A 13,323-nucleotide genomic window follows, 5' to 3' on the forward strand; every position below is an offset into this window, starting at 1 on the left:
AATGTATCAAAAAAATATCGTATACCATTCCCAGTCAAAAGACCAATTAACTTTGCGACAATTATTGCAAAAATGGTTGATACCAAAGAAATGGCAGCACTTTTTAAGAATTCAGCATGACGTTTTAGTCAACGGAATTTACCAACCATTCAATACTATTATCCGTGAAAATGACCAAATTACTCTTAATTTTAATTTTCCACCCCGGAGTCAACAATCATATTTACCAGGGACCGACAAAATAGACGTCGCCTATGAAGATGACGACATCATCGTGGTAAATAAAGCCGCCGGGAAAAAAACTCATCCCAATAAAACTGACGAATCGGATTCACTCATGAATGATGTGGAAAACTACTTAAAAAACGGTCATCCCTACATGGTTCATCGCATCGATATGGAAACTTCCGGTTTAGTCCTGATCTCAAAAACTCCTTACTTGGTGCCGATTTTTAATCGTCAATTGAGTTCTAAAACTTTACATCGCCAATATTTAGCTTTAGTTAAGCTTAACAAACCAATTCCTAATTCAGGAACAATTGATTTACCTATCGCCCAAGATCCTAACGACGTTCGCAAACGAAAAGTCTCAGCCGATGGACTTTCTGCCGTCACAAAATTTGAAGTCGTTAAAAAAAATGAAAAATATGCTCTATTAAAATTAAATCTTTTGACTGGCCGCACCCATCAACTACGAGTTCACCTGTCATATATGGGTTGGCCAATCGTCAATGATCCACTATATAACGCCGATTTGAAGCGTGATAAGTTATTTTTATTCGCCGACGAACTAACTTTCCAAGAGCCCTTTAGTGAAAAATCTAAAAAAATTAAGGCAAAATTACCTAAAGATATGTATAATTTACTATGTGCTTATTTTAAGCAACCAAAAAGCTCATCTAATCCCGACAATTAGATGAGCTCTCTTTTTGTCCAAAAAAGTTTAGGAGTGAGTTAACTTTTCTGGTTTTTAGTAACTAAAAGATGGACATAATCAATTTTATAATCGCCCCGACAGCAATTAATAAAATATATCCCACAGCCAATTTAGTTACTGCTTTGATTACTAAAGGATACGTTTGCGTCTTAACTTGCTCTTTCAAGTAAGGTCGCAAATCATCCCAAATATTTGGATAAAGTAGTACGAGAAGAAGTGTAATGTAAGGTACTACTTTTAAAATTGCCATAATGGGAATTAGCAGGAAGGCTAAGGCCCAACTAGCTTTGAATAAATCTAATGCATTGGCTTTCCCAATTGTTCCGACCAATGTATGACGACCATTTTTCACATCTGCTTCTAGATCACAAGTTCCGTTAGCAAGTTCTGCACAAAAGGCAGCAAATGTATTTGGTAGACTGACCAAAATCACCGAAATTGCGGTACTAGAATCAAATTTACCGATCCCGACTAAGCCTAAATAGACATAAGTCAAAGGAATCAGTTGGGTTATGGCAATAGCCACCACTGCTTCTCCAAACATTGTAGAGTTAAGTGGTTTGGGTCCTGCTGAGTATAACAGACCAATGCCAACTCCAATGACACCGAGTGCCAAAGTAAACCAACCGGTCTTATATACTAAGAAGGCTCCAATTATTAATGGAAAAATGGCCAAACCGTACATCCATTTTTTGACTACTGCCAATGATTCACGATTAATTCCAATCGTACTGATTTTTTCACGATATTCTTCACTCTTTGAATTGCGATAATCCATCAAATTATTGTGAAAATTGATGAACAGATGAATGAAGAAAACCGCGATAAAACCTAAAATTCCGTAAAAGAAATTGAAAGTTTCGTAATTTAGATAAGTAAAACCTATTGCTAATATCAACCACGCTAAATCAAGCGTGGTCGTTTTTATCTCTGATAGTTCGCTAAAAAGTTTTCTATCCAAAATTAATTCACCCTACATTTCTTCTGGAGCTTTAACACCTAGGAGTGCTAGAGACATTTGTAATACTGTTGAAACTGACTTAACTAAGGCAAGTCTAGCTTTCAAACCTTCGTCGTCGTTAAGGATACGACTGTGTGCATAGTATTGGTTAAAGCTCTTAGCAAGCTTCAAAACATACTTAGCAATTACTGAAGGTTCATATGAGTTAGCCGCACGTTGTACAACATTAGGGAAATCAGCCAACATCTTCAAAGTATCCCAAGCTTCAATGTCAGTAACGGCAAAGCTGTCAGCATCGCTATAGTCAACATCAGCTTTTCTCAAAATACTCAAAGCACGGGCATTAGTATATTGAACGTAAGGACCAGTTTCACCTTCAAAACGAACAACTTCTTCAAGGTTGAAGTCAAAACTATCACGACGATCATTCTTCAAATCATGGAAAACAACCGCACCGACACCAACAGCTTCAGCGACAGCATCTTTGTTCTTTAAGTTAGGATTCTTTTCTTCAATTTGTTTCTTAGCTAACTTAACCGCGTCATTCAATACATCTTCAAGCAAGATAACGTTACCCTTACGAGTTGAAAGCTTCTTACCACCAGTTGTAATCAGGCCAAATGGAATATAAACAATATCGTCAGCCCAGTCGTAACCCATCTTCTTTAGAACAATCTTCAACTTAGTGAAATGTTCTGCTTGTTCACTACCAACAACGTAAAGTGATTTCACGAAGTCAAAAGTATCTTTACGATACTTGGCAGCAGCCAAATCACGCGTGATATATAGTGTTGCACCATCAGTCTTCTTAATCAAAGCTGGTGACAAGTCATATTGTGATAAATCAACGATTTCAGCTCCACGACTTTCTTCAAGCAAGTTCTTGTCTTCCAAAGTCTTAACAATGGCATCCATCTTGTCGTTGTAGAATGATTCACCAGTAAAGTGATCAAATTCAACTCCTAAACGGTCATAGATTGTTTGGAATTCTTTTAATGAAAGTTCCTTAAACCAAGTCCAAAGAGCAAGTGCTTCTTCGTCGCCATCTTCCATTCTCTTGAACCAAGCACGTGCTTCGTCATCAAGTTCTGGTTTTTCTTCAGCTTCCTTGTGGAAACGTACATAATATTTCAAAAGATTATTAATTGGATCAGCTTCAACTTCTTCGACTGAACCCCATAATTTGTAACCAACGATCAACTTACCGAATTGAGTTCCCCAATCCCCCAAGTGATTGATTTTAACTGGTTGATAGTTCAATTTTTTAATAATGTTAGCAATTGAATTACCGATAACAGTTGAACGCAAGTGACCCATTGACATAGGTTTAGCGATGTTAGGTGATGACATATCGATTGGTACGTTACGTCCTTTACCTAAATTATCGTTTCCATAATTATCTTTTTGATCTAAAACTTCTTTAATAACATCTTCTGAAAAAGCTTTTTTGTCTAAGAAGAAGTTAATGTAAGCTCCTGTATTAACAACTTTTTCAAAACCGTCAGTGTTGATTTGACCAACTAATTCTTCAGCAATAACTTTAGGATTCTTGTGTAATGATTTTGCCAAGATGAAAGTTGGAAAAGCATAATCACCTAAATCTGAAGTCTTAGGCTTTTCAATTAATTTTGTAACTTGTTCCTCAGTGATTTCGTCTGGTAAAACTTTGACCAATGCGTCAACTACTTGTTTCTTAAAGTCCATATTTTCCTCCTATTGGATAAAAAAAACGCCTCTTCCAATACAATACTAGTATTGAAAGAGACGAGATTTCCCGCGGTACCACTCTAATTGATTAATATCCACTCATTATTTAATGTATTAAATTTATATTTAATTAAGACGGGATGCGACTTAGCTTCCGAAATGGTCAACTCACACCAAACTTGACCTCGCTGAAAATCGAATCACTAATTAGTCCCTCTTTTGCAAAAATATGATAGCACATAAAAACTGCAATAACAATCTTTATTTACGATTATCATTACACCAATTTCCTAATCTTATAGGAAACAATTATTTTTTTCGTCTAGAACTTTATCACGTAATTTAAAGACATGCGCTAAGAAAACGCCACCTAAAGTTCCAATTAAAGAGCCTGCCCTAGTTTGAAATTTGAACATACTACCCCGCCTTTGAAACGTTTTTACTGGTTTTATTTTAGACGTGATAATGCCTTTTTGCAATGGTTAAGTCTGTCGCGTTCTGCAAAAAAAACAGCATCTATTTTTTTGCGTGATATCTCATCCGCATTATAGTAGACACTGTTTTCTCAGTAAGTTTTAAAAATTATTTACCGTTCTTTTGAACAGCTTTAACTGCTTGTTTGTGTGTTCCGTTATAGAGTTTCCACTTCTTACCATCAGGAGATTTGATTGTTGTCTTACCAACTTTAACGAAGTTCCATTCAAAATCAGGTTCCTTTAAAATTCTAAAGCCGTCAATCTTGAATTTCTTAGGATTCTTTTTGTTGAGAACCAGTTTAGCCTTCTTAAAATCAGTGATAGCTTTTTGTGAACCGTTTTTGCTTACACGAACAAATTGAACAGTCTTCTTATCTTTACCAGTAAAGAAAGTTAGGTATTGATCTTTATTGTCATCACTCACACCGACATAATCATGACCTTTAACTTCATCTTTAGTGATCTTTTTAGCAGAGTGCTTTTCAACTTGTTCAGTATTTTTAGTATTGGTTGAGCAACCAGTAGCAACTGTGGCAAATCCACCCATTAATGAAACAGCGGCTAATAAAGTAACCAATGTTTTTTTCATTATAATCTTCTCCTTGACGCAATATATCGATAGAATTCTACCGTCAACTTTGATTCTATGGTAAGGATAATTAAAAATCAATTTATATTGTAGTTTTACAAGGGAATTTTAAATAAAACTTATCTTTTTGGAATAATGTGTTGTATAATTAAATAGTTGTGATAAATGCGAACTTAGTTTAATGGTAAAATACCAGCTTCCCAAGCTAGTGTCGCGAGTTCGATTCTCGTAGTTCGCTTTATACGGTTCCGATAAGTTTCGATAGCTTATGAAAAGCCTATAAATCAACGTTTCTATTTTCATAAGTTTCGATAAGTCCCATATATAATACATAAAAGTGTGTCACGTGTGTGTCACGAAAATATTTTGTGAGAGCATAAGTTTTATCGTTAGACAAATTGTCTAGCGATTTTTTTGTGCAAAAAAAGTCCACATAAATTTGTAGGCTACTTATCTAATTTGTTTCATCATAAAAATCGGCTAGTGCTTTTACTATTTCGTATTTGGCCTTGTCTAGATCATAAACACCATTTCTATAATTATTGATCATCATTCGACTAACGCCAACTTTTTGAGCCAACTCTTTGTCTTTAATGGACTTGTTGCCTAAAATCAACCGCGCTTTGTCGATTGGCTCAACCGTAAGGAAATCTCTCCAGTATTCAACAAATTTATTTAAAGCCTGTTGTTGTTTTTCCTGGTTAGGATTACCAACTATAAAACTGTCTTCGGCTCCGTCATTGTTCAAACCATAATAAGTCACAACAATATCATTATCTTTGACATCTTCGGGGCTTACCATGTTCCCGCCTTTAACCCATTCATCTTCGTTGTTATAGAAATAATCATAGTCATCTTTATCAAAAACATTGGCGTTTAAAATTTGGTTAGTTTTTCCCTTTAAATTAATGTAGTCACCACGTCTCTTGTTGTCTAAAAATTCTTGAATCTTTTCAACGTTTTTCATTTTTGAATCCTCCACTTTTTAATTAAACCAGCCACTCATATTCACTGTGTGAATAATCATAAAATTCGTTACCACCAACGTTATGATCAGAAATTCTAATTGATATTTCATTATTCTTTGAATTTCCATCAAACGAAGTATCAAAGTATTTTTCGTATTTTTTGATGAAATCATCAGAACGTTTAATTGTTAGATATGTTGAAATTGTCTTGTGAGAAACTTCAATGTTTAAAATCTCAAAATCCTTACTGATTATATAAATGATGTCTTGAATTTCATCAATTTTATTTTTCAGTTCATCTATTTCATTAGATTGTTTATCAACGTCACTAATTGTGTCAGCGATTTCATCTTGCATGCCATCATCAATATAATCGTGATACAAATCAACAGCCTCATCATAATCTAAAGCTTTGGAAACTTCTCCATCTTCAAATGCTGATTTTAAAGGTTCAAAGCCTTCTTCAACAGCCGTATCAATATAACCGTTAACTGAATCAATAACATCTTTCTTACTATCAACTAATTCTTCATTTTTTAAGTTTAAAACATCATATTTTAAATCAGTCATTTTGATGACTTCCTTTCCTTGATTACAAGTACATTATAAAGCACGCTTTATAAAATGTAAAGTATACTTTATAAAATAACCAAAATAAAAAAAGCTCTCACAAATGAATGTGAAGGCTCCTTTCATATCTATATTCTTTAATTACTATATTTAAAATACTTTTTATTTTATTATCTGTATAATTGTAAAAAAAAAAGTCCCTTTCCCAGCCAACGGCAAAAACTAGGAGAGAAAAGGACAGACGATACGAGCAACCTATCTGTAACCAACAGATAGAGACAACACTATTGATTAACCAAATCAATAGAGGATATAACACTAATGTTCATATATAATATAATACACATTATACAAATTGTAAACCGAACACGTAGTGTAAAGTCAACAGTTTTAGACAAACAAAAAAGCCCTCATCTAAATTAATAGATGAGAGCTAAATGATTGTCTAACCAGAATGGTGTGTTTAAAGGCTTGATGTGCTTTTAAGCACTCTTTTAATATACACAACAATTTATTAAATTAATATAATCAGTTTTGCTATTTTGTCCAATTAGCCTTTGAAACCTGAACCTTGAGCGTATTCAATAGGCAAGAACATATCTGTAGCGATTTGGTAACACCAGCCAGCACCGGGAATATTAGACATACTGCCAAATTTCCAAGCTGAGCCACCAACTAAATCAATATTAACCACTTTGCCTGTATGATCCACAGCGTGGACTGGAATATCAGAGTTAATAGCTACTCTATCATTGAATGTGGTAATTGATTGAGGGATGTAAATGTTACCACCAATTAAGTAATGAGGTTTACCGTTAATCATCTCGATACCGGCTGAAATCCAACCAGTACCAGGTCCAATGTTGGTTGTTCCATTTGCTGAGCCATCTTTCTTATATGTGGCGTAAGCCTTAACGTTGCCGTTTAATACGGTAACAACGTTATTGATATTAGTAAACGTCTTCTTAGGTGCTACTGGCTCACTGATACCGCTTAGAATATCCTTAGCTAGCTGCTCATGTGTGATTCCCCAGAATGGCTCTAAATAGCTATTAACGGGATCAGTATGTGAACCCCAGATATTATCTGAAATCCACTTATGAGTTTTAATTCCGTTTCCATAAGCATCTAGTGTGGTGGGAATGCCAAATTCTCGGGCTTTGGAACGTGCAAAATTAACAAAAGTTGCATAGTCTTTCTTAAAAGTAGCTTTATCAGTCGTACGAGCAAGTTCAATTTGTACTGGCGAATTGGCGTTTGCATAAGAACCAGCTCCCCACGCTTGATATCCGTCAGCACCAACTTGATAAATCTTTCCACCGTCACCAATGACGTATTGGACATAAGTTTGAGTTGTTGACCAATTATTTTTGAAGTAACTCGCATTAGCTTTGGCACCAATATTTGTTGTTTCATGCAAAACAATAAATTTGTTGGCTGTTCGTGTGGATGAACCTTCATAAGTTCCTAATGCAAAAGCATTATCGACATTGAAATTCATTATTTGTCCTCCTTATTTTCGTTTTTAGGTTCGCCATTTTCAGCGTAATCGCTAAGCTTATTAAGCCTATCCTTGATAAAGTGCGGTAATGGTAAGCCCATCTGTCCTACGTTCTCTGTGATTGACGTAGCATACATAAATATCCACAGCCATAAAACTGCGTCTCCTACCCACTCATATCCAATGGCGATTGACCACGGATATAATAGCCACACTAGCAGTATGATCGTGATATGAATGGCGAATCCTTTTTTTCCGATTGAGCTATCGGTTGTAGATGTTACTAATGACTTTGAAATCCCAGTTATTACATCGGCTAAAATTAAAACTGCCAGTGTAAAAAGCAGCGGATTTGTGTCTAAGTGTTCCATTGCATAGACCCAATTCATTAGGCCGACGTTTGGTAATGGTGCATACATATATATTTCATCTCCCTAATTTTTTGTAAAAAAATAAGCCTATAAGGCTGTGGTTTTAGTTATTTTTATATCTCCTATACCAAGTTTAAATAGCTTTAATTAAGAATACGCGATCAATACCAGAATCAGAAGCATTTAGCCTATATTCTCCGTCAATAATAGACCTTGATACAGTTATCGAATAATAACTATTTATGTCATATTTTTTTCCTGTATCTAAGCTTTTAAAATCATCACTATAAATCCGAGCGTCAATAATGTTGATGTTACTTTTATCTTGACGGACTTGAAAATGAATGCCATCGATATTTGACCAATTCTTTGTAGTGTTTAACAAGTGTATGTTTTTCAAACCTGTTTCAGCTCTCTCAGAAATATACAAAATTGTTCCCGGTTCTAATTTAGATGCTCCACCAAACTCTTGACCGCCATACATAATTTTACCCACGCTATTACCTCCAATTTTTAAATTCATTTAGATACCTCCTTAAGCATCCGGAATTACATATAAAATTTTTGGATCAACGGTACCGGCACTAACTAACTTATCGTAATCAGCTTGACTGATTGAAGTAATCATAGTTTGAACGGTATTCTGTAGTGCTGTAACGTCCGTCTTGTCGGCTTTCTTAGTAATCCCTTCGTTGATAGCTTGAACACCGTCTTTATTTTTAGTTACGGCATCCGCTAGCTCTCCGATAGTGTCCAGCGTATCAGGAGCAGCACCGATAATATCCTTGATACTTTGTTCGGCGTATGTTTTCGCTTGTCCAACACCTGTAGCAATCTTAGAATCGACATTCGCTGTCGTGGAATACGACTTCAAAGCATCTGTTAATTTGGCTTGAGTTGCGTACGAATTTAACTTTGTATTTAAGTCAGCTGTGGACGTGTAATTAGCGAATTTCTTAGTATTATTAACGACATCAGTTTGAAGTTTACCGACATTGGTAGTATTCGTGTTAACGCTAGTTTGCAATTTACCGATGTTGCTCTTGTTCGCTCCATTGTCAGTTTTAAGACTAGCGATATCTTTCTTGTTGACTGTGTTATCAGCCTTTAATTTATCAATGTCAGCCTTATTTGTAGCCATTTGTGTTAAATCGACATCATGTAAGGTGCTAGCGATTTCGTTAGCTCTGGCTTCCATGGAATCGACATTAGTACCAACGGTTTTAAGCTTATTATTTAAGCTTGTTACGTCGTTATTAATCAAGTCTTTGAAGTCGTCAAAATCGCCTTGCAAAGTCGTTAGAAGTGCTTTAAATCGATTTTCGAAATCTGTTTTTTGCTTGCCAAAATCAGTTTCAAAACCTGACTTTTGACTATTAAAATCACTAGTACGCTTATCTTGAGCGCTCGTGAACGCCGTGGAATTAGCTTTCTGTGAATTAGTGAAGTCAGTGGCTCGCTTGCTTTGAGCTGAATTAAAAGCGGTCTGATTATCCGCATTTTGCTTAGTACCGGCGGATGTAGCACTAGTTAAATCACTCTTTAAAGCATCCACGCTAGTTTGATTATCGGATATAAATTTCTTGAAAGTTGTATCAAAGCCACTTCGTTGGCTAGTTGCGCTTGTGCTGAATCCCTCTGATTGAGTTTTGAAGTCGCTTGCTCGTTTACTTTCGGCACTCTCAAACGTAGTTTGGTTGGCTGTGTTTTGAGACTTAGCAGTGTCCACGGCTGTATTAAACTCGGTAGTAATGTCTTTGAACGTTGCTTTATCATCAGAAATTAGCTTGTTAAATTCCGCATCGAAACCGTCACGCTGCGAAGTTGCTGCTGTCTGTGAACTACTTTGGAATGTACTCCACGCCGCTTTAGCAGCATCTAAGTCTTCCTTCGACTTATCCACGAAACTTTGCATCTTGCCAGTCAGCTCGGTAACTTTATCATCAATCGTTGCATTTCCAGTATCGGCAAAGTCTTTTAAGGCTAAAACATAAGATTCGGCTTCATCAATCAGCGTTTCAAAATCATCAATGTAGCTTCCTGCCTCTTTTATTGATCCGATCCCTTGTAGAACGACTAACTTCACGCTTGATGTGGAATCGTCTCCGACTTTGAAATACATGTTTCTGAATACGCCAACATTTGTATACATTTCATCTGGAAACTTAACCTTGAACGTATTTCCCGACTTATCAGTCACAGTTTGCTTAATTAGTCGTTGGTCGGGCGTTTTGGCAATGAGTTCAATGTCAACTTTAGATAAGTCCGTATATTTTTCGAATGACTTCCCAAGTGTTACTTGTAGCTCGTCGCCTGTGTCGCCTTGACGAATCTTCAAAGGTAACTCGTAAATTGGGGTTGTCTTGTCTGTATCTAAAACAATTGGTTGTAAACTCATTTAATCACCGCCCAGTATATTTTCGATTATTTTTCTATCAAAGTTATAAGGTCTGTGAAGTTGACCATCAAAATATGTATAGTAGTCATGAAGTTTCTCAAACAATGGATATTCTGAATCAATCAAATGGACATAAATATAACCATCATTAATTAACGATTCATCTGGCTTAAAATCATTAAACAGTTTGAAACTATATTCGGAATCGTCATCAGATTTTAAATAATCTGTGACGGCTCCCAAATTATTTGTTTTTATGTAAATCATTGCCATTCAACTTCACCTTCAATTCTTCATTTTCTTCTTTGAGATGTTTATTTTCGATAAAAAGAATAGAATTCTCAACCTGTGTATTAGCTAATTTACCAGCTAAGTCTTTAATTACTTCATTCGCATTTCCTTTATTCTCCATAATTATTTCAAGTCGCTTTCATTTAAAATTCTTAGTCCACCCATGTACAGTTTTCCAGAGCCATCACCGGTTAATTTAGCCCCATTAATCATTAGATATCCCGACTCTATGTTCATTGCTCTAATGCCATCAATTTGATGAACCGTCATATTATTTGTCGAAATGCCATAGCTTGTAATGGATGTTCTATTCGATCCAGAACCCATTGATATATCTGTATCACCACTAATGGTTACACCACTAATTTCTCCACCACGAATATGAACTCCAGTGATATTTTGACCCACAAAATTATCAGCATAGACGTTACCACGGTTATCAATAGCCACAGTTCCTTTTCCATCATAATAGATGCCTTTAGAGTTCCAACGCATTCCGTAGTTACCGCCGTTTTCACTAGCAACAATATCTGTCGGATTTTCTCTATCGGGAAGGAATCTTATGACATCGCGACCGCTTCCGTTGATATAACCCAGCATGTCATCCCTAGTATTGTTAACATTTTTCTTCAATTCGTCCATCAACCGCTGTTTATCTTTATCGCTGGCTTTTAAATCAGAAACATCTTTAGATACTTCAGTAACATTCTTATCAACTGTATCAATATGTTCATTTTGATTACTTTGATAATCAGATGTCGTTGTTGGCTTATCTCCAATAGATACAGTTTTGTATCTATGAAGTAAGCCATCCCACACCGTTTTGATAACTCTAGCGGTTGTATCAATATTCAAATTGGCGAAGAAAACAGTAACTTCATCACCCATTTTTAATTCATCAACAAAACCTAAATCATCTTTGATATCTGCAATTTCAAACGTCAAAGAAACTTTAGGGATGCCCACTTTATTATCAGAAATATATCGATTAGTTCTAGAACGTAATTGATCAACGGTTTCGATTTTATCTTGTGAAAAATCTTTAGTTAAAACTCTTAATTTCTCAAAGTTGCTATTAGTTTTGATAATCCGTTCAGGAAGATATATTAATTTTTCATCATTACCGGAACCCGTTTTAGAAAATGGCTTGATAGCGTTGTAAGTTTCTTCAATATTTTCTTCTTGATTGACCTGGACTAAATCTTTTCCATACTCAATAACTTTTCCGGTTTTAGTACCAATGTTTCGTTCATAATGCACCGTATAATTATCAAATAGGTATTCACCCTTGAACATCTGAAGCAGTGAACCATTAGCACCACCCAAAGCCTTTTTAGCGTTATCAATTTTAGTCATATCCCAACTAATGTTGGTTGTTCCAATGATTGAAGAAATCATTTTTAGTTTTGGTTCGGGCTGTTCCAATTGATTTTTGAGCAAATTAAAAGCAGCTACCGGAGTAACTGCTGAAGCATTAATGTTTTGTTTTAAGGTGTTATAACTCAAATCATTAAGAATATGACTAGCCGTTACTTCGATTTTGTTATCAATCGACTTCTTAACGCTATCAATTCTAAAGAGTTGTTTTAAATAACCTTCACCAACGTCAGCCATAATAATACGGTATTTAATCAACTCATTAGCAATATCGCCAGTTGCAAGGTAATCAAGTTTTAGTTCTGGTAACTCATTAAATTCGTTGGTAACTTCAATGCTTAAACAATCGGTTAAAACGCCAATTCCTTGCGTTGTGAAGTCTGATTCAGAACTTTCAAATAGCACTGGATATTCGAGGTAACTCATATTAACGCCCTCCAATTCAGTAAAATAGAAACTTCAGCTGATTCATTATCCCAGCTAATCGTATTCTTCCCATAATTTAAAACTGGATATTGATAATTGGGAAAAACAGCCACATCGTTTTTTAGTTTTGAATCATCATAAACACGGTGTTTTGTTGAATCAATATAAGTTAGCCCACCAAGTTCGATAATCTTATAAGTTACGCCGTTCAAAGTTAAATTAAATGGTCCTGTTCCTTTTACTTTGATTATTGGATAGCTAGAAAGTGGTTCAGGATTCAAAAGCATATCTCCGGATACAATTGGTTGATAATTCTGTGAATCCACTCTGAATTTTGTCGGTCCAATATCAAATTCAATTGTTAATGTGGCTGTTTCTGGACTTGAATAAGATAAAGTAGGTGTTTTGGATAACCGTGCAAGATAGTAATAATTCTCGTCTAAGTTATCAATCAACTTGGAATATCCGCTGTAATTCTCACTGACTTCTAGCCAATAAACTAAATCACGCTTTAATTCGGATAAATCCTTATAAAACGAGTGATTAAACCATCGAATATCGATGTAACATTCATATTTTAAAGTTCCATTATTATAACGGTTATTAGGATTAACAATATCCAAATTTCTTCCAGGAATGGAAGTATAACTGACATCTGTTCCACCTGGTTCAACTTCAAAATTATTCTGGATCAATAAATTAAAGTCTTTTGAAGTTCTGCCGTTAAAAGTAAAATATCTATCAATCAAAT

At 35.3% G+C, this 13,323-nt stretch carries 14 protein-coding genes and 1 tRNA gene; 2 read left to right on the forward strand and 13 right to left on the reverse strand.

Translation table 11 applies throughout. The annotated features are described in order from the left end of the window. Window position 1 precedes the first annotated feature (1 nt). Window positions 2-916, forward strand: a complete 915-nt coding sequence (locus EGT49_RS03450; RefSeq protein WP_135371567.1) for an RluA family pseudouridine synthase — start codon at window positions 2-4, stop codon at window positions 914-916. Between the two features lie 61 nt (window positions 917-977). On the opposite strand, the gene EGT49_RS03455 is transcribed toward EGT49_RS03450, so the two are convergent. The 3 genes from EGT49_RS03455 to EGT49_RS03465 all read right to left on the reverse strand — a co-directional run bounded on the left by EGT49_RS03455 (window position 978) and on the right by EGT49_RS03465 (window position 4,670). After that, window positions 978-1,898, reverse strand: a complete 921-nt coding sequence (locus tag EGT49_RS03455; RefSeq protein WP_167849741.1) for a prenyltransferase — start codon at window positions 1,896-1,898, stop codon at window positions 978-980. Window positions 1,899-1,910: 12 nt separating this feature from the next. Then, the gene (argS, locus tag EGT49_RS03460; RefSeq protein ID WP_135371569.1) at window positions 1,911-3,602 is read right to left on the reverse strand and encodes an arginine--tRNA ligase; all 1,692 of its coding nucleotides are present in this window, start codon (window positions 3,600-3,602) and stop codon (window positions 1,911-1,913) included. A 585-nt stretch (window positions 3,603-4,187) separates the two neighbouring features. Next, window positions 4,188-4,670 (reverse strand): hypothetical protein, encoded by a 483-nt coding sequence (locus EGT49_RS03465; protein ID WP_135371570.1) that lies wholly within the window; start codon window positions 4,668-4,670, stop codon window positions 4,188-4,190. Window positions 4,671-4,837: 167 nt separating this feature from the next. On the opposite strand from EGT49_RS03465, the gene EGT49_RS03470 reads away from it, so the two are divergent. Then, a tRNA-Gly gene (locus EGT49_RS03470) sits at window positions 4,838-4,908 on the forward strand. A 216-nt stretch (window positions 4,909-5,124) separates the two neighbouring features. Here EGT49_RS03470 and EGT49_RS03475 read toward each other — a convergent pair. The 10 genes from EGT49_RS03475 to EGT49_RS03515 all read right to left on the reverse strand — a co-directional run bounded on the left by EGT49_RS03475 (window position 5,125) and on the right by EGT49_RS03515 (window position 13,321). Beyond that, window positions 5,125-5,637, reverse strand: coding sequence for a helix-turn-helix domain-containing protein (locus EGT49_RS03475; protein WP_135371571.1), 513 nt, complete (start codon window positions 5,635-5,637; stop codon window positions 5,125-5,127). 22 nt (window positions 5,638-5,659) lie between these two features. Continuing rightward, window positions 5,660-6,208, reverse strand: a complete 549-nt coding sequence (locus EGT49_RS03480; protein WP_135371572.1) for a hypothetical protein — start codon at window positions 6,206-6,208, stop codon at window positions 5,660-5,662. 550 nt (window positions 6,209-6,758) lie between these two features. Then, window positions 6,759-7,709: a peptidoglycan recognition protein family protein gene (locus tag EGT49_RS03485; RefSeq protein WP_135371573.1), complete on the reverse strand. Its 951-nt coding sequence runs from the start codon at window positions 7,707-7,709 to the stop codon at window positions 6,759-6,761. Further along, window positions 7,709-8,128 (reverse strand): phage holin family protein, encoded by a 420-nt coding sequence (locus EGT49_RS03490; protein WP_135371574.1) that lies wholly within the window; start codon window positions 8,126-8,128, stop codon window positions 7,709-7,711. Before EGT49_RS03490 ends, EGT49_RS03485 begins: the two co-directional genes overlap by 1 nt. 85 nt (window positions 8,129-8,213) lie before the next feature. After that, window positions 8,214-8,603: a hypothetical protein gene (locus tag EGT49_RS03495; protein ID WP_135371575.1), complete on the reverse strand. Its 390-nt coding sequence runs from the start codon at window positions 8,601-8,603 to the stop codon at window positions 8,214-8,216. A gap of 12 nt (window positions 8,604-8,615) precedes the next feature. Further along, entirely contained in the window at window positions 8,616-10,478 is a 1,863-nt protein-coding gene (locus EGT49_RS03500) for an AAA family ATPase (protein ID WP_135371576.1), read from the reverse strand. Then, the gene (locus EGT49_RS03505) at window positions 10,479-10,751 is read right to left on the reverse strand and encodes a hypothetical protein (RefSeq protein WP_135371577.1); all 273 of its coding nucleotides are present in this window, start codon (window positions 10,749-10,751) and stop codon (window positions 10,479-10,481) included. Then, window positions 10,723-10,890 (reverse strand): hypothetical protein, encoded by a 168-nt coding sequence (locus tag EGT49_RS12420; RefSeq protein ID WP_167849742.1) that lies wholly within the window; start codon window positions 10,888-10,890, stop codon window positions 10,723-10,725. Before EGT49_RS12420 ends, EGT49_RS03505 begins: the two co-directional genes overlap by 29 nt. A gap of 2 nt (window positions 10,891-10,892) precedes the next feature. Continuing rightward, window positions 10,893-12,572: a phage tail spike protein gene (locus EGT49_RS03510; RefSeq protein ID WP_135371578.1), complete on the reverse strand. Its 1,680-nt coding sequence runs from the start codon at window positions 12,570-12,572 to the stop codon at window positions 10,893-10,895. Continuing rightward, window positions 12,569-13,321: a hypothetical protein gene (locus EGT49_RS03515; protein ID WP_135371579.1), complete on the reverse strand. Its 753-nt coding sequence runs from the start codon at window positions 13,319-13,321 to the stop codon at window positions 12,569-12,571. Before EGT49_RS03515 ends, EGT49_RS03510 begins: the two co-directional genes overlap by 4 nt. Between the last annotated feature and the right edge of the window lie 2 nt (window positions 13,322-13,323).

Origin of the sequence: Companilactobacillus suantsaicola, from assembly GCF_004745525.1 — a bacterium.
Classification (GTDB): Bacteria; Bacillota; Bacilli; order Lactobacillales; family Lactobacillaceae; genus Companilactobacillus; species Companilactobacillus suantsaicola.